At 43.4% G+C, this 23993-nt stretch carries 25 protein-coding genes; 8 read left to right on the top strand and 17 right to left on the bottom strand.

Annotated features, from left to right (window positions below; genetic code table 11):
• Positions 1-83: 83 nt before the first annotated feature.
• Positions 84-1274 (bottom strand): lactonase family protein, encoded by a 1191-nt coding sequence (locus BET10_RS13185; protein ID WP_070986047.1) that lies wholly within the window; start codon positions 1272-1274, stop codon positions 84-86.
• An 839-nt stretch (positions 1275-2113) separates the two neighbouring features.
• On the opposite strand from BET10_RS13185, the gene BET10_RS13180 reads away from it, so the two are divergent.
• On the top strand, positions 2114-2305 hold the full coding sequence (locus BET10_RS13180) for a hypothetical protein (protein WP_070986046.1): 192 nt from the start codon (positions 2114-2116) through the stop codon (positions 2303-2305).
• 191 nt (positions 2306-2496) lie between these two features.
• On the opposite strand, the gene BET10_RS13175 is transcribed toward BET10_RS13180, so the two are convergent.
• On the bottom strand, positions 2497-2925 hold the full coding sequence (locus BET10_RS13175; protein WP_070986045.1) for a hypothetical protein: 429 nt from the start codon (positions 2923-2925) through the stop codon (positions 2497-2499).
• A gap of 10 nt (positions 2926-2935) precedes the next feature.
• On the bottom strand, positions 2936-4741 hold the full coding sequence (locus tag BET10_RS13170; protein ID WP_070986044.1) for a S8 family serine peptidase: 1806 nt from the start codon (positions 4739-4741) through the stop codon (positions 2936-2938).
• Between the two features lie 263 nt (positions 4742-5004).
• Here BET10_RS13170 and BET10_RS13165 point away from each other — a divergent pair, with 263 nt between their 5' ends.
• Positions 5005-5202 (top strand): DUF2986 domain-containing protein, encoded by a 198-nt coding sequence (locus BET10_RS13165; RefSeq protein ID WP_070986043.1) that lies wholly within the window; start codon positions 5005-5007, stop codon positions 5200-5202.
• A gap of 31 nt (positions 5203-5233) precedes the next feature.
• On the opposite strand, the gene BET10_RS13160 is transcribed toward BET10_RS13165, so the two are convergent.
• Positions 5234-6124 (bottom strand): hypothetical protein, encoded by an 891-nt coding sequence (locus tag BET10_RS13160; protein ID WP_070986042.1) that lies wholly within the window; start codon positions 6122-6124, stop codon positions 5234-5236.
• A 373-nt stretch (positions 6125-6497) separates the two neighbouring features.
• Here BET10_RS13160 and BET10_RS13155 point away from each other — a divergent pair, with 373 nt between their 5' ends.
• The 4 genes from BET10_RS13155 to BET10_RS13140 all read left to right on the top strand — a co-directional run bounded on the left by BET10_RS13155 (position 6498) and on the right by BET10_RS13140 (position 11065).
• Positions 6498-8198, top strand: coding sequence for an alkaline phosphatase D family protein (locus tag BET10_RS13155; protein ID WP_070986041.1), 1701 nt, complete (start codon positions 6498-6500; stop codon positions 8196-8198).
• A gap of 191 nt (positions 8199-8389) precedes the next feature.
• Complete coding sequence (locus BET10_RS13150) at positions 8390-8848, top strand: carboxymuconolactone decarboxylase family protein (protein WP_070986040.1); 459 nt, start codon at positions 8390-8392, stop codon at positions 8846-8848.
• 20 nt (positions 8849-8868) lie between these two features.
• Entirely contained in the window at positions 8869-9645 is a 777-nt protein-coding gene (locus BET10_RS13145; protein ID WP_070986039.1) for a helix-turn-helix domain-containing protein, read from the top strand.
• Between the two features lie 97 nt (positions 9646-9742).
• Entirely contained in the window at positions 9743-11065 is a 1323-nt protein-coding gene (locus BET10_RS13140) for a sensor domain-containing diguanylate cyclase (RefSeq protein ID WP_070986038.1), read from the top strand.
• A gap of 80 nt (positions 11066-11145) precedes the next feature.
• On the opposite strand, the gene BET10_RS13135 is transcribed toward BET10_RS13140, so the two are convergent.
• From BET10_RS13135 to BET10_RS13125, 3 genes are read right to left on the bottom strand one after another with little or no spacing between them, the layout of a single operon-like run.
• Complete coding sequence (locus BET10_RS13135; protein WP_070986037.1) at positions 11146-11346, bottom strand: tautomerase family protein; 201 nt, start codon at positions 11344-11346, stop codon at positions 11146-11148.
• A gap of 18 nt (positions 11347-11364) precedes the next feature.
• Entirely contained in the window at positions 11365-11754 is a 390-nt protein-coding gene (locus tag BET10_RS13130; RefSeq protein ID WP_070986036.1) for a nuclear transport factor 2 family protein, read from the bottom strand.
• A 2-nt stretch (positions 11755-11756) separates the two neighbouring features.
• Positions 11757-12374: a glutathione S-transferase family protein gene (locus BET10_RS13125; RefSeq protein WP_070986035.1), complete on the bottom strand. Its 618-nt coding sequence runs from the start codon at positions 12372-12374 to the stop codon at positions 11757-11759.
• A gap of 156 nt (positions 12375-12530) precedes the next feature.
• Here BET10_RS13125 and BET10_RS13120 point away from each other — a divergent pair, with 156 nt between their 5' ends.
• Positions 12531-13418 carry a LysR family transcriptional regulator gene (locus tag BET10_RS13120; protein ID WP_070986034.1) on the top strand — a complete coding sequence of 296 codons (888 nt, stop codon included), beginning with the start codon at positions 12531-12533 and terminating at the stop codon, positions 13416-13418.
• Between the two features lie 30 nt (positions 13419-13448).
• On the opposite strand, the gene BET10_RS21505 is transcribed toward BET10_RS13120, so the two are convergent.
• Together BET10_RS21505 and BET10_RS13115 are read right to left on the bottom strand one after the other, a co-directional pair.
• Positions 13449-13613 carry a hypothetical protein gene (locus BET10_RS21505; protein WP_170829153.1) on the bottom strand — a complete coding sequence of 55 codons (165 nt, stop codon included), beginning with the start codon at positions 13611-13613 and terminating at the stop codon, positions 13449-13451.
• A 367-nt stretch (positions 13614-13980) separates the two neighbouring features.
• A complete protein-coding gene (locus BET10_RS13115) occupies positions 13981-14472 on the bottom strand; it encodes a hypothetical protein (RefSeq protein ID WP_070986033.1) in 492 nt (163 codons plus the stop codon).
• A 291-nt stretch (positions 14473-14763) separates the two neighbouring features.
• Between BET10_RS13115 and BET10_RS13110 the strand changes: the two genes are divergently transcribed.
• Positions 14764-15630, top strand: a complete 867-nt coding sequence (locus BET10_RS13110) for a LysR family transcriptional regulator (RefSeq protein WP_070986032.1) — start codon at positions 14764-14766, stop codon at positions 15628-15630.
• Here BET10_RS13110 and BET10_RS13105 read toward each other — a convergent pair.
• From BET10_RS13105 to prpB, 8 genes are all read right to left on the bottom strand, one after another.
• Complete coding sequence (locus BET10_RS13105; RefSeq protein ID WP_070986031.1) at positions 15599-16114, bottom strand: hypothetical protein; 516 nt, start codon at positions 16112-16114, stop codon at positions 15599-15601. The two genes, BET10_RS13110 and BET10_RS13105, sit on opposite strands and share 32 nt — an antisense overlap.
• A gap of 132 nt (positions 16115-16246) precedes the next feature.
• Positions 16247-16762 carry a GNAT family N-acetyltransferase gene (locus tag BET10_RS13100; RefSeq protein ID WP_070986030.1) on the bottom strand — a complete coding sequence of 172 codons (516 nt, stop codon included), beginning with the start codon at positions 16760-16762 and terminating at the stop codon, positions 16247-16249.
• A 188-nt stretch (positions 16763-16950) separates the two neighbouring features.
• On the bottom strand, positions 16951-17262 hold the full coding sequence (locus BET10_RS21860) for a GNAT family N-acetyltransferase (protein ID WP_070986029.1): 312 nt from the start codon (positions 17260-17262) through the stop codon (positions 16951-16953).
• A 40-nt stretch (positions 17263-17302) separates the two neighbouring features.
• Complete coding sequence (locus BET10_RS13090) at positions 17303-17893, bottom strand: LysE family translocator (RefSeq protein WP_070986028.1); 591 nt, start codon at positions 17891-17893, stop codon at positions 17303-17305.
• A gap of 88 nt (positions 17894-17981) precedes the next feature.
• A complete protein-coding gene (prpF, locus tag BET10_RS13085) occupies positions 17982-19154 on the bottom strand; it encodes a 2-methylaconitate cis-trans isomerase PrpF (protein WP_070986027.1) in 1173 nt (390 codons plus the stop codon).
• Between the two features lie 61 nt (positions 19155-19215).
• Positions 19216-21807, bottom strand: a complete 2592-nt coding sequence (acnD, locus tag BET10_RS13080) for a Fe/S-dependent 2-methylisocitrate dehydratase AcnD (protein ID WP_070986026.1) — start codon at positions 21805-21807, stop codon at positions 19216-19218.
• A 74-nt stretch (positions 21808-21881) separates the two neighbouring features.
• Complete coding sequence (gene prpC, locus BET10_RS13075; RefSeq protein ID WP_070986025.1) at positions 21882-23003, bottom strand: bifunctional 2-methylcitrate synthase/citrate synthase; 1122 nt, start codon at positions 23001-23003, stop codon at positions 21882-21884.
• A 96-nt stretch (positions 23004-23099) separates the two neighbouring features.
• Entirely contained in the window at positions 23100-23990 is an 891-nt protein-coding gene (prpB, locus tag BET10_RS13070) for a methylisocitrate lyase (protein WP_070986024.1), read from the bottom strand.
• Between the last annotated feature and the right edge of the window lie 3 nt (positions 23991-23993).

Here is a 23993-nt window from a genome sequence, read left to right as displayed (position 1 = left end):
CGCTTAATTGAGTCGTTTAACCAATTTTACCAACGTCGCTGCTGTACAATATCAAGGGTGTGTAAAACTGCTAACTTGTGGCGTCATTGCTTTGGCAACTCAACAACATGTAGCGCATCTGCCTTGGCTGAAACCATTACCAGTAACTTATCGTTCAACAGTTCCACCATTGAAGAAACGCTGTGAATAGTCTGCTCTTTTGAATTATAACGGTTTGCAAAGTGCAACGAGCCATCCGGCTCAACATTAAACTGGACAAAACCAGTATCTTGCTCACCTGCTGCATAGAGTCGTTTACCATCGTGAGACAGCAATAAGCTGCCAGCTCCATTTAAGTCTTCATGAAAGACCGATTGAATAAAGGTATACGCATCATTTTTAAGAGAAAAAACTGAAATTGATGACCCCGCGGAATTGGCAACATAGACCATTTTTGCATTTGCCGATAACAGTAACTTTTGCGGTTTATTGAACAACCTTGGTTGTGTTGGCGTGTTTTCCAGCTGCTGTTTGAATGTCAGCTGACCATGCGTGTCTTTATGGTAGACGGTGAGAATATTTCCCTCATATCCAAGTATAAACATCCTATCGTTTGCATTTGACACAGCAATGCCAACGGGATTGCCCAACCCCTTTGGTTGTTTTGCCAACTTATGCACTTTATGGGCGAACTTAACCCCATCACTGGTGATGTTAAAAATCGCTATCGCGTCACTTTTGTAACTGGCAACAAACAACTGTTTATCATCGCGGCTTTTTGCTATATCCCACGCGCCCAATAAACCAAAGTTATCTTTGTCTGCCAAGGAGTCTGTACTTTTAAAAACTAGCGTTGGCGCTAAGTGGTAGCTGATCACTGTTAAAGGTGTTAATGGCTGGATGTCATTTTGCGCAAATAATGTGAGTGCGCCATTATAAAAACTGACCACAGCCAAACGGTTACTATCATCCAACACCGCTAAGCTCGAAGCGCCTTCTAAGTAAATACCCGCTTGTTTGTTACTTTTAACAAGGTAACTTTGTGATAGCGCTTGCTTGTGATTAATGTTAAATACCGACAGCGAATTATCGTCTCCACTTAACACATAAGCTGTGTTTCTATCTTTCGATAATTTGATTTGTCTGGGGTTGTCCAACCCATCATACTTACCTACCCCATCTTTTATAGTTTGAACAATTGTCACAGGTGTTATGGATTGCGCTGATTTTGCAGGTAAAGAGACAGTAAAAATCAATGATAAGCAGAGACTGAAAAACACTTTATACAACGACATACACAAATACTAAGCAATTGTTAATTAAGAATAAATCACAGCATAACACAAGAAAATAAACAGAGTATTAAGAGAATAGCCCCTCATAAACTAAAGAACTGAAATTAGGTTTCAAAGAGAGTGATAGTGCCCCTCACTATTCAAGTGGTGAGTTCAGCGCTTTAACAAAAATAATTTTTATAACTTTATTAGTCCGCCCTTTCATATTCCATCGGCATTTTAAACAACACATAGTGCCTACCACTCATTGAAATGGTCATAGGTACAGGTTATAAATAATTTTATACTCAGCGCGTTTGACCTACGCAGAATAACCGAGAACTGTTTTTATAAAAATAACAATGATAAGACGACTACTCACTTAGCGCTGTCACTTTAGGTCACTGAACATGTTATCTTTATCAAGCTGTAGCCACAAAAAAGTAAGCGTTTGAAAAAACAAAATAAACAAAAATGCAACCACCAATAGCTAGAAATGTTTGGGGGGGGTCATTAGCGAAAGGTAAAAAATGAAAATAACTATTGAACAATAAGAAACAAACTGATAAAAAGTATATAACTAATTAAAAGGAGTTATTAGCTTGATTAAACTACTCGTTAGGATGACAGAGGCTTGCGTTTTTAACCTGAACACCTCTTTTCTATTCTTAGTCAAAAAAATTGGCTACAACTTTTTATTTCTCCAAAAATAAAAACTTTAAAAGCTAGAGAAATAAATAAACTCCCGAAATTTACATCAAAAGTAATTTGGCTTAAAGGCCACTACAAGTTAAGGGAAAATAAACCTCAACTTTTTATAACAATAAGCTCTACGAGCAATAAATAATAAGGACTATAAAATGAAATTATCAATCAACAAAAAGAAACTAAAAACATTATCTTCAGATAAAAATATACTTTCTAAAAAATTGACACCAAATGTTGCCGGCGGTGTACTGGAGCCAGATACAGATCGCTGTAAAACGGACCCATACTTTTGTGGTGACTACACAAGAATGTGTACACAGTATTGCAACACACAAGACTGTTAATCTACCGATAAAAAGGAGTAATACACTTGTATTACTCTCTTGATACTTTCCACCTAATTCACTTACCTAACGCTATTATTCAAGCATAAATATAAAAATAACACCTGTTTACGCCTCATCTTCAATTTACAAAATGGCGTTAAGAAAGTAGTGGCCGCATATCCGTATACCAGCCACTCATTGCTAATAAATCAGTTTACTTTCACGCCCAAATCTTTGAGGCCCAAACTTGCTGAAACCACAGTGCCATCTTGTTGCAAAGCAGCCAGCACTTGCGCCAAGTTGTCTTGCTTTGAGGTCACCACATAGAAAGACTTATACGCCTGAGTCAGAGTCAAACCATGCGCTTTTGCTACTTCATCAGCATCAGCGAATGCGGCCAGTTGAATTAATACTTCACCTGTTGCCTGATAGGCATTTAAACCATTCTCACCAATGATCACTTGGTCTTTTCTAACTGATTGAGCACCATTTAGCTCATTTGTTTGGGTAAAACCAGATGATGGCAATTGACTGACATCTTTAATTTGTAGCTGTTGCAGCTCATTAACAGATACAGGGTTATTTGCCAATACAGCACTAGATGTGCTCAGCGCTACTAACATAAGTAATTTTTTCATTATCTACTCCTTAATGTCCGTAAATACGCAGTGACCAGTCTTTAAGCACGCCATCAACTGTATTGTTAGTACGATTAGTCGCAAACAAGCCAATCTCTGGGTTATAGATCAAAGTACTGCTAGTACCTTTATCTGTATCAAGCACCTTGAGTGTCCAATTACCTTGTGACTTCTCACCGTAAAATTGATGGCTCAACATCACAGTATCCGTATAGCCGCCGTCAGTGCCATCTAAAAAGCCTGTGCGAGCACTCATCATCACGCTGCGTGTACCCGATGGTGAAGTCAGTTCAATGGCAATATCACGAAGACGTTCATGATCCAGATTTAACTTAAGTTGCACCGCTTCAATGGTTAGGTTTTGGTCAATTCCCATAGTGCTTTGTGCACCAACTAGACTTGCATCTGGAACCGTAACGCCTGCTGTTTGCTTCTGCCACGGTGTAATTTGCAGCTGTGGTAAAGAAGCACCTGTAAACAAGGCTTTGTATACCGCATCATCGACGTTAACGGCACCAAGACCATAGAAGCTGTGAAAGTGATAACCTGCTGCGTTGGTTTGCCAACCAGGTACGGCATCATATGTGACGGTTTCTCCACTTGCAGTTTCAAAATCAAGACTCACACCTTGATGTTGTGGGTCAACTTTGCGAGCGGTAGAGGCCAGAATATGACGTACCGTTCTGGCATCAAGCGCTGGGTTTGCAGACATCACCGTCGCCACCGCACCAGCAACATTCGGACCCGCTGAAGAGGTACCGTTCATCACACCTGTAAAATCACAATTTGGATCAAGTTGTGAGCCACCATGTAGCGCATTCTTATGTATGCCCGTAACATTCATCCCTTGCTCACAACCAGTTAAATCAACTGTGACCATCGCTGGTTTGTCCTGACCATATTCCCCACCAGGTGCCGATAAAAAGATGTTAGCACCGGCCGATGAATAAGAAGACAAGTGACCATCAGCATTCAGTGATGAAACCACTAAATTCCAAAATAATGTGTTACCTAACTCGATATTTGCATTGTGAAAAGGCAATCCATTATTGTTGAAGAACTCATTGTTTTCATACGGAATAACATAAAACGGTATACCTTGAATATATGTATTGTAATAGCGGAATGAGTTACCCGCAGATTTTACATACGCAGCACCTCGTCCCCAATGACTGTCAAGTGAAATATCTCGCATCACTTGTTCAACCAAGGCATATTCTGGGTCTAAACTCAGATCACCGTTTGGTGGTGAAGACGGAGTACTACCATAACTTTGGTTAAATACCCGAGGATCGGTAAAGCGGTCAAGCACTCTGAAATCTTCGCTCAAGCCGTGTGACACCATCCAAGATGCCAATGATTGCTCACTCAAATAGTTAAAACCAATCAAGTTGGCATAAGGTGCTACACCCCGCCCTCCTAAATTATTGCCTTCTTCAGCCGCTATCAAACCAGCAACAGCTGTACCATGACCATGAGTATCCACTGGATAATCACTGCCATCAATCAGATTTCGTGAACCTGGTACAACATTGTTTTTCAAATCAGGGTGTGAAATTTCAACCCCTGTATCAATAACAGAAACAGTAATACCACGACCTTTGATACCCATACGATCCGCAAAGTCCAAGTTGAGATCTTCACCCACTTTACCCGCCGATAATGAGAACCCTGTTTGGCCCGTATTTTGTAGATGCCACTGCTGAAAAGTCAGTGGATCTCGCTTAATAAGATCTTGATCTGGCGATGTATTTGCATACACCGAGCCAGTCGCTGCCACCACGGCAAGCGCTAATAAACTCTTGTTGTTATTCATTACATTCCTCCACATGCCACTCCCCAAAAAGGGAACTAAAACATAACACTGAGATAACGAATGCGCAACAAAAAAGACACCGCTGTCAATTAATAAATTAACAAAATATTATAAAACAACCAGTTATAAACCCAAAAAAAGATACAAAAAGTACACTTTTTTACCCAAAAAAAGGACCCTTATATCTTAATGATGGCATGAGCAAATCATTTTTGTTTTATGGGCTTTGAGTGTAAAATACAGCCGTCGAAAAGAGAGATATTATGAATCGCAAAAAGAAGATTTACGAAACGCTGAAAAAGAAAGATAAGCGAGCCAATGCAAAACTGCATAAAAGCAATAAACCTCGCTATATTTCAAAGGCGCAACGTGCTGCGCTAGAAGAGGAACAAGCAGCCCAAACTACATCTACTGTAAGTGGCGCGTCAGACGCAACCTCGGAGTCACTTCGTGAGGATTAGATAAAAGTGCCACTAGGCACTTTCCATAAAACTATCCATTGTCGAGTAACTCGTTTAATTCATTGAGCATATCGTCGCTGAACATATGGTTTTTCATCAGACTTTTAAGCTTTTGATCGCCATGGTTGTAGAGCGCGAGTATTTGCTGTGCCACGCGACGGTTTAGATCAGGCTGCTTATTTTTTGACTGGTAATACTGCAGCATCAAACCATCGGCGGCCATGCTTCGCAAATAATCATTTTCTTCCCGCTCAACGATCGATACAAAACTATCCGCTACCCTCGCGTCTGTGAGAGGTGTGCCAGCAATCACTTCAAGCGCTTGTACTTTGAGCTTTTCGTCACTGCTTTGCTGAGCAATTTTTAATATTGCATCCACAGTTTCAAAGCTATAGTCGTTCATTTGAGTTTTGTTGAGCACATACATATTCATCTGAAGTTGTCCCATTGCTGAGAGTCTCTCTAACGCTGGTAAACTGCTATCTAGTACTTTCGCGTTTAATTCTCTATTTACTTGCTGCGCATAATCAGGGTCTGTTTTGAGCTTTATTTCATAGTCTTGAGGTAAGCTTTCATAAAATGCGTAAGCGGGGTCTTTGCTGCGCATTTCTTCGCGTTCTCGCGCTTGTTGCTGTTCAATGACATTCAACACAGCTTGTTCAAAGTTATCTCGGGGCGCCATATTCATATCGGAGCCATCACGGCTTTCCAGCATCTGTAATCTCGCTTCCAACTGCGATATCTGCGCATTAAGACTAACAATGGTGTCTGACTGAGACAGCTGTTGACGCTCGATACCACTTTGCAAAGTATCTTCCATAAACACACTCTCAACCTGCTGTGGGCGATTAAAAACACCATATAAAGAAACAACCAAGGCTAGTACTGAAATAATTAACGCCACACTGGCCGATTTGAACATACCTACTCCTATATTGTTAGGCGCACGACAGATAGTAACACAGCAAAATTCGTTTATTCGACAAGGCATCTATTGCTTGAAAGATACCTGTCTATTCTAGCGGCTTCTTGGTCCGTCTCCAACCTACTTAGCCAGCTCTTGGGATGGCAAAGATGAGCAAGCCAATTAAATAAAAATATGACTAAATTAAGGCATACAGTGCCGCGCATATAACTTATCTCGAGTTTAGGTTATTTAATGAAACTTTTAAGAATAAAGTCATGCAGTTGAAATAGTTTTGCAAGCAATCTATCACACCCACCCCCTAATATGTTTTGCCTCTAGCATGGACGACCATCGTTACCAGGAAGCACTACTTACTTTAGGAAATGACATGAATAAAATCAGCAGTATAATTATTGCACTTTTGCCTACGCTAGCGCTAGCACAGAGCGAGGTGCATTATGATCAGTGTAAAAACAGTTTTAACTATTTAGGCGCAGACTACCAAGGTACCACCAACAAAAACAACGATGGTAGTCAATGGTGTTACCTCAAAGATGCGCAAGAAGGCGCATATTGGGCTAATGTAAAAGTTGAGACCATTCCCCAATTTAAGACCAAAAGCGGTAAAACGTGTCGTGCACCTTCAAGTTACCAAGGGGAGCAATTTTATGGCTGTAGTTCTCGAAATCATACCACACCATGGTGCTATATTAGCGAGAGCGAATGGGAAGAGTGCGACCTTGCTGAGCCCTCTGAAATCCTAAGCCATACACATCCACAAGCGAGCAAGCGCCTTGATCGTGTTGCTTTAGGTTCTTGCTTTAAAACTAAAGGTGATATGCCAGAAGCGTTGGCACGTCTAATCACCCAAAAACCAGACTTGTTTCTATGGCTTGGAGATAACATCTATGCCGACACAACTGACATGAGCAGCATGCGCAGAAAATACAATGAGAAAAAGCAAAATGCTGATTACCATGCCTTTTTAGAAGCTCAGATCCCTGTGATGGCCACGTGGGATGATCATGACTTTGGTAGGAATAATGACGGTAAGCACTATCCCGAACGCGAGAACGCACAAAAAGAGTATCTGCGCCATTTCGATGTCCCACAGAACGACCCAAGACTTAACGGCCAAGCAGGTATTTACGAGGCGAAAATGCTGGGCGGCGACAATGAACAAACTCATGTCATCACACTTGATGCGCGTTACTTTCGCTCACCAACCTTTAATAATTATGGTCAGTGCGAAGGAGAGCAAAGTACTATACTCGGCGAACAACAATGGCAATGGCTCGAACAAGAGCTGGCAAAGCCTTCAGAAATCAAGTTAATAGCCAGTGGCATTCAAGTGCTTCCCCCCCTTTATCAAGGCCGCAGTATGACAAGTTACTGTGCTTATGGTAATGGCCAACAGTTTAAAGCTGCAATAGAGTCGCTGGGCGAAACAGCGATGTCTGGCACCAGTTATGAGTCTTGGGCGGAAATGCCCAGCGAACGTGAGCGCTTACTACGCATGGTGCAAAAGTCAATCAATGACGGAAAAACTAAAGTCGTGATTTTTCTATCAGGAGATCAGCACTGGGGTGAGTTATTACAAAAGGATATACCAGCAAGCAGCGAATTTGGAAAACAAGCCACAGTGTATGAGATCACTGCCTCTGGTTTTGGTCAAAATTGGCCATACCACATCGAAAACCCACTTAGATTACCTATCTACGCTGATACCAAAGGCGATGGCAGCTACACTAAGCAGTGTAAATTACCGTTTAACTATGGTGGTGTTACCTACCAAGGCTGTACCAGTAGAGATAACGATAAGCCATGGTGCTACACCCAAGTAGATGAAAATGGTAAAGGGGTGGAAGGACAGTGGGGTAACTGTGCGCCAAGTGGTGCGCAAATCCCAACGGGTTATGTGGGTACTGTAAGCCCAAGTATCAGCAACCTTACCACCAGCAATCGTCATTTAATTAATAAATCAGGTAGCAACTACGGTATGTTAGACATCGACTGGCAAAACCGTACTATCAAAATGTCGATTCAAACCGCTGACGAAGAAGCGGTTTCAACTATCATTACTTTTTAATCGCTTATGGCAGGGGAGCATGACTTCTCTGCCTTGATATCGAACCCAAGAGGCGATAGCACAGCTGTGTACCTCGGCCTCGGCGTGTCCAAGGTTCACGGATCATTGTTGGCTAATTGTCGGATATATTCAATACCTCGCACCACTCCTTAGATAAGCTTTTACCGAGCACTTAATTAAGGAGCATGACCATGACCTCACGTATCAATTATTTTAAAATCGCCCCTAAAGCGATGGACATCTTACTCAATCAAGAGCAATATTTATCAAATCAGTTTAGTAGCAGTGAGACACTCAGCGCGTCCTTGTGGGAGTTACTAAAGCTGCGTGTATCACAAATCAATCAATGTGCTTTTTGTATCGATATGCATAGTAAAGTAGCCCTTGAGAGAGGGGAGATGCCCGTGCGTATTTTAGGGCTAAATGCTTGGCGTGGGCTGCCCATTTATACGCATGTTGAGCGCAGCGCATTGGCTTGGGCTGAGTTAATCGTCAGCGATGCGCGAGTCAGTCAAAAAGAGTATGAGCTGGCTGTTGATGTGCTGACAGAACCAGGACTGCTAGACGTTACGCTTGCTGTCAATGCTATTAATAGTTGGAACCGTATATCAAAAGCATTCTCCCCTACTATTGAGAAAATGAGCGAATAGCTAAACAAGGAGCGCTGTCTGTGGGTTTGCGGCTAAACTTCACCATTTACAAACCAAAACATCATATCGCAGATTTTATTCAAGCAATATGGTGTGCAAAAACCTGTGATACAAATCACAGCGATGTAGTGCGTTGTTTAAATGGTGATGGCTGTATGGGGGTTTTATTTAACCTTAATAAGTCATTACGAATTGGTAACCAAGCACTACCGACGGGTGTACTGGTTCAGCCTGTTAGCATTCAAACCCACACTATCAGCATTCCTGCCGGTAGTACTGTAGTCGGTATACGTTTTCAGCCAGGCTTTGGAGTGAGCATATTAGATACGAAACCATGCCACCCAAAGGTTATTTCATCAGACAGCGATATTGGTCAGGTCCTACTTCCAATATTCCAGCAACTATCACATGCTAAGGGCAGTTGGACCCTGATTGCACTTATCTATAGATGGATATGCCAACACCTCGGACAACCACAACCATTGCCTCACTCTCTAAAACATGCAATTGACGTACTACAATCAACTGCGCATGAGCAACAGCACACCACCGTCTTCAATCAAAGGCAAATAGAACGACAATTTAAAACTTGGCTTGGTATCACGCCAAAGCACTTTCACAGGATCATGCGCGTACGCCACACCCTCGATGCATTAAAACAACACAATGAAGCACCACTTGCCGCGATAGCCCAACAGCTAGGCTATAGCGATCAGGCTCATATGACCAGAGAATTAAAACATATTGCTAATGTCACCCCTAACAAATACCGCCACATACTGAACTCTCAAGGGTGATACATTATTTGTTTGCAAAAATTTTACTGTTTGTACCAAGCAGCTATACTCTGTTCATTCAGCTATGAAATACAACAAGTTATAGAGGTATGCAGCGATGTATCAAAACGCTGTTCGCTTTTGGCAAAAACGCTCTCTTCGCTTTTGGCTCACCTCGGGGTTGGTAATGACTATTTCCCCCTTCATTGCTTTTTCTATTTTGACCTACCTATTTGTTAACGAACGCATCGTTAGTCCATTGTTGACCCTTTCCTCTGAACAGCTAGGTATCCTCAGCCCTGTCAATGCGCTACAAAAAAATGCTTGGGATGTATCAAGAGCAATTACAAACTTTGCAATAGACGGCGATGCCAATTATCGTGCTGAGTACACCGCTCATGCACAACAAATCGACGACGCATTCTCCCAGTTAAATCAATCTCCTAGCCTGGTGTACTCACGATTAAACGAAGATCTATCTATCGCGCAGCAACAGTGGACCAAGGTAGCCTCTCACTCTGAGGTTATTTTAGCCATGCCTCATAACCACGACTATTCCGAGTCAGGAAGTCGAGTCATTGAATTTGAGAATGAAATAAACAAACTGGGTTATGAGCTAGAACAAATATATGAAGACTTACAACAACACAATAAACAGTTGCACCACCAAGTAATAGAGACCATTGAACAAGCTGAACGAATGTATGTACTCGTGCTTTTTTTAGCCCTATTACTTGGCTTGCTGGGCCTTGTCATTATTAATCGCTCACTGCTCAGTAGCATGGATAAACTTACAGAGGGTGCTTCGAAATTTGCCACAGGAGATACAAACCACCACATTGATATCGGTATTCCCGTTGAGATGGCCAGTGTGGCACATACCTTCAACAGCATGAAAAATAAAATTATCGAACAGCATAAAGCGCTCAAACTGGTGGCCAACATGGACGGCCTAACCGGTTTACTTAACCGACGTAAATTTGATGAACAAATCGACCAAGAAATAAAACTTGCGCAACAAGGGCACTACCCCATAAGTATCATCATTTTAGATATTGACCACTTTAAGCAATTTAACGACACCTATGGACATCTTGGGGGAGATGAGGCACTAAAAACAGTCGCGCAAACACTCGCCAAAAGCCTAGGTAGTAACGATAAAGCCTGCCGCTATGGTGGTGAAGAATTCGTCGTTATCTTACCTCATTGTGCCAGTAGCACAGCCCTGCGTATTGCTGAAAAATTACGACAATGTGTAGCCTCTCAAGTGATCATCATTGAAGAACGTAAAGTCACCACCCTCACAGCAAGTTCAGGTGTTGCTACTTTCCCTGAGCATGGACAAACAACCCAAATGCTCATAAAGCGTGCAGACCAAGCGCTCTATAAAGCCAAAGCCAGTGGTAGAAATAGAGTAATGATGGCCACTATTAATTGTTAAACCGACGTGTTGCCTTGTACAAATAACTGACAAAGCGGCACTGAAAAGTGCCGCTTATTTACACATCTTTAAGTACAGCGTTATGATTGATTCCGTAACTGAGTGACTTGCTCATAGCCTATCCCCCAGTTATCTGTGTCCACTTCTTCAATCACCACAAAGGTGGTCTGTGGTTTTTTGCCCAAAACATCAACCATCAACTGTGTACAACCTTTGATAATCGCTTGTTTTTGTTCGCAACTTACCCCTTCATCGGTTACTTTGACATTTATATACGGCATAAAGTTAATCTCCTTGGATCATTCATTTTCAATGTGAGCAGACTTGACGTCGACATACATCTTATTGACGATACGCCAGCGACCATGCTCTTTCAGTAGTCCTAAAAAATCGATATAGATGAAATCAAACAATGGGCAATACGCTTTTACCATAGCTTGATGATGTATTACCTCAACTGATAACACCCGATATGCATAAGGTAGTCCTAACTGTGCAGGCACAGAGCGCTCCTTTACATCAGCTAGCCACTGCTTTAAATTACGCCGCTGCAAAGGGACTTTTAGCCATGCATCTGGGTGAAAAATCTCTGCTAACAGCGCCACATCCCCATTGTGTATACCCTCGAAATATTTATCGATAACGGCTGTGACATGAGCAAAGTCCTGCTGCTTGCCTTGGTTGTTCATGTTCACGAAGCTAGCTCGTCGGTCTGTGATTGCTCAGCAGCGACTGCCAATTGAAAACTTTCCATGCTTTCAACGTAGCTGATCATGCTTTGTGCACGCGTTCCAATAATTATTTCCACCGGAAAAAAACTCCCCCAATGGGCGTAAACTGCCAACAAAATATCCGCTGCGCTAGGTACGCCTCCCCCTAGAAATGGCTGCTTAGATAAGCGTGACTCAACCACCAGCCATAATTGAGTGAGGTGCTGTGCTGCCGCTTTCATTGCGTCAGTTTGAGCCACCCCCGCTGACATATTTTGTGTAATAAAGAACAATCTAGAATATGCAGGGTGAACCGTGGCATTGGCAAACATGATATCTTGCACAGCTTGCTGGTAGTCGTCCGCTTCTTTTGGAAGCATAGAGCTTCGATGTTTATGCAATAAATACAGTATGATAGCCGCGCCCTCTGTTAAGGTTTTCTCACCATCAAGCAGCACCGGAATACTGCCTACAGGGTTAATATCAGCAAAGCTTTCAATTGTGCTTTTATTAATTAGTGCTACCTGCTGTCCCAGCTCTCGCAAAATAACTTGAGTGGCCAAAGAGCAGGCTCTGGGTGAATAGTAAAGTGTATACATCTGCTTTTCCTCAAAGAATAGTTAAAATGTCATTATCACTACGCCTGTCATTTAGGCGTTTGAAAATCATAAACAGCTTGTTTGTTTTCATATATATCGATAATGTGAATGCACTGTTCTCAATTAGAGAACAATATATTTAAGGAACAGTGTTCTATGGATAAACTCAGAGCAATCAAATTATTTGTTCGCCTAGCCGACTTGGGTAGCTTTACCCGAGTAGCTGAGCTGACAAACTCATCGAAGTCGATGATCAGTAAAGAAATAAGCCGATTAGAAGAGAATTTGGGCGCTCGCCTGTTACATCGCACAACCCGAAATGTAAAGTTAACGCATATTGGTGAAGGATATTTGCAACGCGCGCGTGAAATCCTCGCTCAAGTAGAAGATGCGGATCAATTTGCGCAAAACTTACAACAAAACTCACGCGGTAAATTGAAAATCAATGCTCCGATGGCATTGGGGATCACCGATCTTGCTACATTGTTCGCTGACTTTATGCAGCTGAACCCTGAGATCGAGTTAGATATTCATTTGGGTGATGAAACGGTAGATTTGGTCGAGCAAGGATTCGATCTTGGCTTTCGTGCATCAAGTACGCAAATTGAATCCAATTATGTCGGCAGACCGCTTAGACGCTTTTCCTATAAAATCTGCGCTTCACCTGAGTATTTGAAAAAACACCCTGCAATTACATTACCGCAAGACTTAGCTTCACATAACTGTTTTATTTACAGCTACTTTCAAGGAAAAGATGTTTGGCCAATTGAGGAGGGAGTGAGCGTGTCGGGTAATCTAAAGGTCAACAGTACGCTGTTTATGATGCAATCCATAAAGCGTGGATTGGGCATCGGCTTTATACCAGATTTTGTTTGTGAAAACGCACTCGAACGTGGTGATGTGGTTGAAATACTACCACATACCAACAAGCCGCTATTAACCCTATACGCACTCTACCCTGCCAGACATTTTGTGCCTGACAAGGTTGTGAAATGTATTAGGTATTTAGAGCATTGGTTTGAGACAAAACATGCGGATAACTAGCTAGCTCACTCATGCTCCATTGTGACATGCTTAACACTTAATTGTTTTAAATGATGTGTATCTTTGAGTTCCATGTCGCCCAGCCTGTGGTGGGAGTGTATCGGGTAGAGAAAGCTCACCGCCATTGACATGCTTTGCACTAGAGCGTGAAAGTTCTTTTAGTTTTTTTGACTTGAGTAGTAGCGAAGTTTTCATGCTTTTTATTCCTTATTATTAAGCTATTTTGACTCCTTCAACTTCATTTAAACATAGGTACAACTCGTGCCCCAACACAACCATCTGGCAAAACCAACCCTATGAATTTTTAATTCCTTAACTGAAGTGGTAGAAGCGATAAACGGAACAATATCCTAAACCTGTCTCTTTATGTAGTGCAAGAGTAAGTCGCCATATTAGGTAAAAAATATTCGCTATTATGTAAAGAATAAACACCATGCTGTCGCCTATTCCACGACAGTCATGGTATTGGTAATGTGATAGCCTATTCTGACTAACTGATATTATTTGATTTTTATATTTTCACAACAAATAAAACAAAATTAGATGTGTATTGGTGCACTGATTATAATTGCTCACAAGACACAGCGCTGACCAATACATGAATGTCGTAATACACCGACATAGTTTTGAATACCTCACCGAACGTACTACCGTCTTTGGTACTAATTGTGACATGAGTATCTCTGTGCTGCGAAGATGCATAATTAAAGGGATACAAAATGCTGTGACGGCTAATACTACTTGGCTGTAATTCATAAGCACCGTTGCTGTTTAAATATGTAGACTCTACCTTAAGGTGGGCTTGCAGCTCACGATAGTAACGCTCATGACGATTCGTGCGATTGAAAGCGATACCCACACCACAATTACCACCCATTGGATAAATGTTGTTCACAAAAAATGTTACTTCACTGGCATCACGATGCAAGGTTGCAAAATCTCCGCTGCTTGCAAGCCAATCGGCAGGATTTGCAGATGCCGGTAAGCCACACATAATTCCGGTCAAAGCAGCTATTGCGCATTGAAGACTTGGTTTGATATTTCCTGTCATCATTTTCAATATTCCTTATTGTAGGCTGAGCTTATGCTCTATCATAGAGATAGCCACAATAAATGTAAAATAAAAGTTAACCACTCTAAACTAGTCAAGCAAGCATAGGTAAACACTACAACGCTTTACACTTTACTTATACAAAAGTAAAAAATTAACGCTTTAATTTATATAGAAAAAATTAGTCACCAACAGTCTGGACTTAGTATTTCAACAAACAAAGTTCCCATACGAGCCACATACCGATTATAGTTAACACCATCAATTAAAGTTAAAAATATGTGAAGGAAAACAATGCGACCATCATTTGATGATCTAAGTTATTTTGCAGAAGTGGCGACCACATTAAACTTCTCACGTGCGGCTCATCGCCTAGGTATCACGCAGCCTAGTATGAGTGCGGCGATAAAACGCCTTGAACAAAGCTTCAACACACAACTGGTGATTAGAAGTCGAAATGGCGTAAAACTAACGCGCTCAGGGGCTGCTTTGGCAAAACACAGCCGTAAATTTATGGCCGACTGGGAGCAGTTACAGGCAAATGTGATCCGCGCTGGAACCGATATGCTGGGCACGTTTTCTATCGGCTGCCATCCATCAGTAGCGCTTTATACCTTGCCTCGCTTACTCCCTGCTTTGAAAGACAAGTATCCAAACGTAAAACTAAACTTAGTTCATGATCTTTCAAGAAAAATCACCGAACAAGTCGTTGGATTTGAAATTGACTTTGGTCTTGTGATCAACCCAATCCAACACCCAGATTTGGTGATCCACAAGCTGTTTTTAGACGAGGTAACACTGTGGCGCGGTACAAACTTTGACGCAGTTGCAAAGACCGATGAGCGGGTCATTTTGTACTGTGATCCTAACCTCAAGCAATCTCAGGCATTGCTTAAGGCGATAGACTTGACCCACTTCCAAGTCGAGCACTCTAATAATCTAGAAGTAATCGCTTGCTTAGTTGCCAAAGGTATTGGCTTGGGAATATTACCGCAACGTGTTGCCAAGAAAAGTTCTGAGCCATTACACCGTTATGAACACAACGATGCAATGGTCATTGATGAGCTATGCCTCATCCACCGTTTTGACATTCAAAATAGTACCGTGAGTCATAACCTCAAGCAGGAAATCAAAGCGGTGCTGAGTGAGCCGCCAGATTAACTTCTTCGAGCTGCTGACAGGTCACAGCGCTGGTGAGCGCATAGATACTATTCCAACTTGACATACCATCGAATACTTCCCCAAAGGTACGGCCATCCTTGGTGTTGATGGTAACGTAGGTCATGTAGTATTGGGCTGTATAGTCGAATGAATACAATATGCCCTTGTCCGTAACCGATGAGGGTGATAATTCGTATAAACCACTGTCGGTCAAATAAATTGATCTAACATCTATATGCTCAAGTAGCTCACGATAATAGTGCTCTCGGCTATTGAAACCATTTAGCGCAATACCAATACCGCAATTTCCATCGCGAAGCTGCGGATAGTGAACGGCAAAACGTACTTCGGAAGCATTAGGATTTAGCGTGGCAAAATCACCACTGGTATTGATCCAATCTCCTGGGCTTGCCAAAACAGGCAGCGTCAGCACAGCCGAGGCAAGTGATAGCAGCGAGCGCCTGCTAAAAATGTGTGTGGTCATATTAAAGACTCCTTTTCATGTTGTGTATGGCGTAAATGATATTGACTTACCATCTCAACATAAAATAGGAGTTAGCAATGCGTAACATAGGGTCAATCTATGATGACGTACAACCATATTCACAGAGAATTATTAGAACCTTACCCTATGCACACTGATTGCTCGTTGTTTACCCTGTAGCGCTATCTCAGTGTCTTCCACATAATTGAGTCCTAATTTGCTAATAACCGCTCGGGAACGAATATTCTCTACAAAGTGCGTCGCTTCAAGCCCCTGTAGATTATGATGCTTTTTATAGTAGTCGACTAGCCCGTTTACTGCTTCAGGTGCGATACCTTGCCCCCAGTAATCACACCCTAACCAATACCCTAACGTACCCACGTTATTGACAATTTCTACAAAGCCTAGTGCGCCAATCACACTGTTATCGCCTCGCTGGGTGATGGCATATACCACACTTTCACCACTTTCATACTGAGACTGGTGAGTACTGATCCATTCGGTCGCCATGTCTTGTGAATAGGGATATGGAATATTCTTAGTCATATCACTGACTCGCTTATCTCCAGCCAGCTTTGCCACTATCGCTGCATCATCAAAGTTAAAAGGACGTAATGTTAAACGTGCTGTCGTGATAATCGGTTGCATCTGTCTTCCTTTGCTTATTAATTAATTAGCTTGCCACTAAAATTGCTTTTTCTCATATATATAGCATCTGGCAACTTATCACCATCAGGAAGTTGCGTTGAAACAAATCCAAAACGCTCATAAGCTTTGCTAGCAGATTGATTATCACTATACACAAACAACGAGCATTGCTGCACTTGAAGCGACTGTCAACCCCGTTTACACAACTCGCTCAGTAGTCTATCGACGAGCCTTTGGCCCCGATATGCTGGATTTACGGCTAAACGGGCAAGGTGACAACAGCCTGAACGTAAGCAGTATTGGCCAAAGGCCATTAATTCACCTTGCGATGATTGCAATGCTAGGCTATCCAGCTCTGTCAGTCTTAAGTCTGCCTTAAAAGAATTGAGATCAAAAGGGTAACGAAAGTTTGGTCCAGCCCACGTGAGCAAATCACCTCGACTGTTAAACCAAGTCATCAGTTGCATAATATGAGAGTGTGTTGGGGTAATTACGTCCATTTCGTCATCCTCAAGCGTTTCATGTTGCTAAAATAGCAAATTAACCCACCACAGCAACCATAACACTTACCACTAATGCCGAAGCAAACACCAAACGCAACCGCTTAGCTTGTTTTGGCTTTGCAAAGAAGACTCTCAACTTCGCCCCCGCCGCCATCCATAGCGTATCAACTATAACAGCAACTAGAAAACAAACAGTCACTGTTAACAGTAGATTAAGCAATGGGCTGTGCGTTTGCAGCATGTTGTTGGAAAAAATAGCTAAAAATGCGGCATACGCCTTAGGGTTAATCAGATTTAAGATAAACCCATCTTTAAATACGGGTGGCTGCCCTGTTTGAGATGTAATACCGCCTTCTGCTGTCGCGATTCGATAAGCCACAAAACACAAGTAACCGGCTGCCGCTAGCTGACAAACTATTTTAATGGTTGGATAAGCATTAAATAACGTGCCAAGCCCCGCTGCAACTATAGCGATCACCACCAAGAGGCCACCTAAAATTCCAGCCAAGAAACCACTTCCTTGACGAAACCCAAAACTCGCTCCAACCCCAGCCAAAGCCAATGGCGCAGGGCCAGGAGAGCCTAACAATAGCGCCGTCGTTAACGCTAAAGATAAAACCACTTCCATGGTGTTGTTTCCTAATTTAATTGTCGTGATAAAAAAGGCCCTATCTGGGCCTTGGTAACATTACCAACAAAATCTAAAGCGTACGTTGTTACAGTTGAGGCACTCGCACATTGCCTTCCATCAACACGCGCGCGCTGCGGCTCATCACCGCTTTTTCTGCTTGCCATTGTCCATCAATGTACTGTGCAGCTGCGCCCACTCGTAACGTGCCAGAAGGATGCCCGAAAGTAACACTCTCACGGGCACCGCCACCTGCCGCCAAGTTCACCAAAGTCCCAGGAATGGCTGCAGCAGTCGCGATTGCCACCGCAGCAGTGCCCATCATGGCATGGTGCAATTTACCCATCGATAGTGCGCGAACGCAGATATCTATGTCATGGGCGTTGATCTGTTTACCACTGGAGGCCAAATAACTTTGCGCTTTGCTGACAAAAGCAATTTTAGGCGTATGCTGGCGTGTAGCCGCTTCTTCTAACGAGCTAATTAAGCCCATCTTCAAAGCACCATGTGCGCGGATAGTCTCAAACCGTGCCAGTGCTGCATCATCACCGTTAATCGCTTCTTGCAATTCCGTGCCCGTATAGCCAAGTTCATCAGCATTAAAAAATAATGTCGGTATACCAGCATTAATCATGGTGACCGCAAACTTGCCAATACCAGGTACCTCCAACATGTCCACCAAGCTACCAGATGGGAACATAGCACCCTCGCCATCCGCAGGGTCCATAAACTCAACGACCACCTCGGCGGCAGGAAACGTGACACCATCAAGTTCAAAGTCACCCGTTTCTTGCACTTCCCCATCCGTAATAGGTACATGCGCGATAATGGTTTTCTTGATGTTAGCCTGCCAAATACGCACCACGGCGATACCATTTTGTGGAATGCTACCAGCATCAACCAAACCATTACTGATAGCAAACGAGCCCACTGCGGCCGTTAAGTTGCCGCAGTTCCCGCTCCAATCGATAAATGGTTTATCGATGGCCACCTGTCCAAACAAGTAATCGACATCATGATCAGCCTGTGTACTTTTTGACAAAATAACCGTTTTACTGGTGCTGGATGTGGCTCCCCCCATACCATCAGTATGCTTACCATAAGGGTCTGGACTACCAATCACACGTAGCAACAAAGCATCGCGCTCGGGGCCTGCCACCTGCGCTTGAGGTGGTAAATCAGTGAGGTTAAAAAATACCCCTTTGCTGGTGCCACCACGCATGTAGGTTGCGGGCACTTTAATTTGTGGCTTAAAAGACATTGCTTATTCCTGTAAAGCATCTTCCAAGACCCTGATAAACAGGGTCAAGTGTTGATAAAAGTTATGCGTTAGCTTCTAAAAAGTCTTTCGCAAAGCGCTGTAGTACACCGCCTGCTGAGTAGATTGACACCTCTTCAGCGGTATCTAATCGACATGTCATTGGCACTTCGACACGCTCACCATTTTTACGGTTTATCACCAGTGTTAGCGTTGCACCCGGACTTGGTTCACCCTCTACATCGAAGGTTTCTGTGCCATCTATTTTTAAGGTTTTGCGAGTCGTCCCCGCTTTAAATTCAAGCGGTAACACACCCATACCAATTAAGTTAGTACGGTGAATACGCTCAAACCCTTCAGCAGCAATCACTTCAACACCAGCTAAACGTACGCCTTTAGCAGCCCAATCACGCGAAGACCCTTGACCATAGTCAGCACCAGCCACAATGATCAACGGCTGCTTACGCTCCATGTAGGTTTCAATCGCTTCCCACATACGAGTTTCTTGACCTTCCGGTTCAAGACGCGCCAATGAGCCTTGCTTAACTTCACCGTGCTCGTCACGTACCATTTCATTAAATAGTTTCGGGTTTGCAAAGGTTGCACGCTGAGCCGTTAAATGGTCACCTCGGTGCGTTGCATAAGAGTTAAAGTCTTCTTCTGGCAAGCCCATTTTTGCGAGATACTCACCTGCTGCACTGCTGGCAAGAATCGCATTGGATGGTGATAAGTGATCCGTGGTGATGTTGTCACCCAATACCGCCAGCGGTCGCATGCCTTTCATGGTACGCTCAGCGGCCAAAGCGCCTTCCCAATATGGTGGACGACGAATATAGGTACTCATCTCACGCCAATCATACAGTGGGTTATTGTGCTCACCGTAATCAACCGTTAAGTCAAACATCGGCTCGTATACTTGGCGGAACTGCTCAGGCTTTACACTTTGTGCGATCACTGCATCAATCTCTTCGTCGCTCGGCCAAAGGTCTTTGAGGGTAACTGGATTACCTTGTTGATCATGACCTAAAACATCTTTTTCGATATCAAAGCGGATAGTTCCAGCAATAGCATATGCCACAACTAATGGAGGAGACGCCAAAAATGCCTGCTTTGCGTAAGGGTGAATACGACCATCAAAATTACGGTTACCTGACAATACAGCCGTAGCGTACAAGTCACGATCGATCAATTCTTGCTGAATTTTCGGGTCGAGGGCACCACTCATACCGTTACAAGTAGTACACGCAAATGCGACCACACCAAACCCTAATTGTTCAAGCTCCGGTAACAGATCTGCTTCTTCAAGATACATTTTTACTGCTTTTGAACCCGGCGCCAATGATGATTTAACCCAAGGTTTACGGGTTAAGCCTTTGGCATTTGCGTTACGTGCTAACAAACCGGCCGCAATGACGTTGCGTGGGTTACTCGTGTTTGTACAACTGGTGATAGCAGCAATGATCACCGCACCATCAGGCATTTTACCTTCTTCGTTCTCAACAACGCCTGCGATGCCCTCTTTGGCCAAATCCGCCGTTGCAACACGTTTATGAGGGTTAGATGGACCCGCTATGTTACGCCCAACCGATGATAAATCGAACTTTAACACTCGCTCATACTGAGCTGATTCAAGGCTATCCGCCCAAAGGCCGGTGTGCTTAGCATAGCTTTCCACCAAACGAACCTGCTCATCATCACGGCCCGTTAGCTTCAAATAATCAATTGTTTGCTGGTCGATGTAGAACATCGCTGCAGTCGCGCCATACTCAGGTGTCATGTTTGAGATGGTAGCTCTGTCACCAAGAGTCAGACTCGCCGCCCCTTCGCCGTAAAACTCAAGGTAGGCACCCACCACTTTTTCAGCACGTAAAAACTCTGTTATCGCAAGTACGATATCGGTTGCGGTAATTCCCGGCTGAGCCTTACCAGTTAACTCTACACCAACGATATCAGGCAAACGCATGTACGAAGCACGGCCTAGCATCACACTTTCGGCTTCAAGGCCACCCACACCCACAGCAATCACGCCAAGTGCATCAACATGTGGTGTATGGCTATCGGTACCCACTAATGTATCAGGAAACGCCACGCCATCTCTGGCATGGATCACTGGAGACATTTTTTCTAGGTTAATTTGGTGCATGATGCCGTTACCCGGTTGAATAACGTCAACATTTTTAAATGCGGTTTTGGTCCAGTTGATAAAGTGGAATCTATCTTCGTTACGCCTATCTTCAATCGCACGGTTTTTTTCAAACGCGTCTTTTTCAAAACCAGCGTGCTCTACTGCCAATGAGTGGTCAACGATTAACTGAGTTGGTACAACAGGGTTTACTTTAGATGGATCGCCCCCTTTAGCAGCGATTGCATCACGTAACCCCGCCAGATCGACCAACGCCGTTTGGCCAAGAATGTCATGACATACAACACGCGCTGGAAACCAAGGAAAATCTAAATCACGACGACGCTCAATGATCTGAGTCAAGCAGTCATCCAACTTTTCGCTCTCACAGCGACGCACTAGGTTTTCAGCAAGCACACGAGATGTATAAGGCAAGGTGTCGTAGGCACCTGGTTTAAGAGAATCAACTGCTTCACGTGTGTCATAAAAGCTCAGTTGCGAATTAGGCAACAGCTTACGGTATTTGGTATTCATAACTACATCCATTGGAATTTGATGACGGACAAAATTGCAAGCGGCTAACATAGGTTAGCCGCATCAATGCGTGATTAACGCGCTGAGATAGGCGTTACAGGACGTAACTCTTCGCCTGTATACTCAGCTGACGGACGAATAATGCGGTTATCCGCACGTTGTTCCATCACATGCGCAGCCCAGCCAGTTAAACGTGACATTACGAAAATTGGTGTAAATAGCTTAGTAGGAATACCCATAAAGTTATATGCCGATGCGTGGAAAAAGTCTGCATTACAGAACAGCTTCTTCTCGCGCCACATCACTTCTTCACAACGTACAGATACTGGGTAAAGTACGGTATCTCCCACATCTTTTGCTAGCTTCTCTGACCACTGTTTGATGATTTCATTACGTGGGTCACATTCTGAGTAAATCGCGTGGCCAAAGCCCATGATTTTTTCTTTACGCTCTAACATGCCCATCATTTCTTGCTCTGCGTGCTCAGCCGACGTGAAACTTTCGATCATGTCCATCGCCGCTTCATTTGCACCACCGTGAAGTGGACCACGTAGTGAACCAATCGCACCTGTAACACATGAATGCATATCTGAGAGTGTCGAAGCACATACACGAGCCGTAAACGTAGAGGCGTTGAATTCATGCTCTGCATAAAGGATCAAAGATACATGCATTACACGCTCATGTAGCTCGTTTGGCTTTTTACCATGTAACATGTGTAGGAAATGTGCACCGATTGAATTATCATCCGTTTCCACGTCAATGCGCACACCATCGTGGCTGAAACGATACCAGTAACAAATAATGCTTGGGAAACACGCCAACATGCGATCTGTCACTTTGCCCTGTAAGTCAAAGCTTGTTTCACCTTCTAAGTTACCTAGCATTGAGCAACCTGTACGTAGCACATCCATAGGGTGAGCATCAGCTGGAATACGTTCCAACACTTCTTTCAATGCTTGTGGTAAACCGCGCATCGAACGTAATTCGCCCTTATAGCTGTCAAGTTCAGCCTGAGTAGGCAAGTGACCTTTTAGAATAAGATAGGCCACTTCTTCAAATTCACAGTGTTCTGCCAACTCTTTAACGTCATAACCACGATACGTTAGACCTGAACCAGATTTACCCACTGTTGATAGTGCTGTTTTCCCTGCTACCTGGCCACGAAGGCCAGCACCGCTTAGTACTTTTGCCATTTTGTTGTCTCCTGAATTTTTACCTGCTGAATATTATTTTTCTCTAATGGGCCAATATTTTAGTTAACATCAGGCCCATCATAATGATTTCTTTAATTACTTGTTTTTACCTTCGGCAAACAATGAATCAAGCTTTTGCTCGTATTCGTGATAGCCAAGGTAATCATATAAATCCATACGTGTTTGCATGGTGTCGATGACCGCCTTTTGATCGCCGTCTGACAAAATTGTTTGATAGACCAACTCCGCCGCTTTGTTCATTGCACGGAACGCACTCAGTGGGTAAAGCACCATATCGACGCCCCACTGTGCTAACTGATCTTTGTTCCAAAGCTCAGTTTTGCCAAATTCGGTGATGTTAGCCAAAATAGGCACATCTAACGCTTCGCTGAACGCTCGGTAGTGCTCCTCAGTTTGCACAGCCTCTGCGAAAATACCGTCAGCTCCTGCTGCCACATAAGCTTTAGCGCGTTCAATCGCGGCTTCTAAACCTTCCTGTGCGAACGAGTCTGTGCGCGCCATAATGAAAAAGTCAGGATCCGTGCGAGCATCTACCGCAGCTTTGATACGGTCTACCATTTCTTCTGTAGAGACAATCTCTTTATTTGGGCGGTGACCACAGCGTTTCTGGGCAACCTGATCTTCCATATGTACGGCTGCAGCGCCTGCTTTTTCCATATCACGGATGGTTTTAGCGATATTGAATGCCCCACCCCAACCGGTATCAATATCTACCATCAGAGGTAAGTCACATGCAGCTGTAATGCGCTGCACATCTGCAATCACGTCATTAAGTGACGTCATGCCTAAATCTGGTAAACCGTAAGAAGCGTTTGCCACGCCACCACCAGAGAGATAAATAGCTTGATGGCCTATTTTCTTAGCCATAATAGCCGAGTAGGCATTGATTGTGCCTACAATTTGCAATGGTTGATTAGCCTCTAATGCCTCGCGAAACTTCTTACCTGCGCTTTTATATCCTGTCATGAT

Origin of the sequence: Pseudoalteromonas amylolytica, from assembly GCF_001854605.1 — a bacterium.
GTDB lineage: Bacteria > Pseudomonadota > Gammaproteobacteria > Enterobacterales > Alteromonadaceae > Pseudoalteromonas > Pseudoalteromonas amylolytica.
This window is presented reverse-complemented; position numbering and strand designations above follow the sequence as displayed.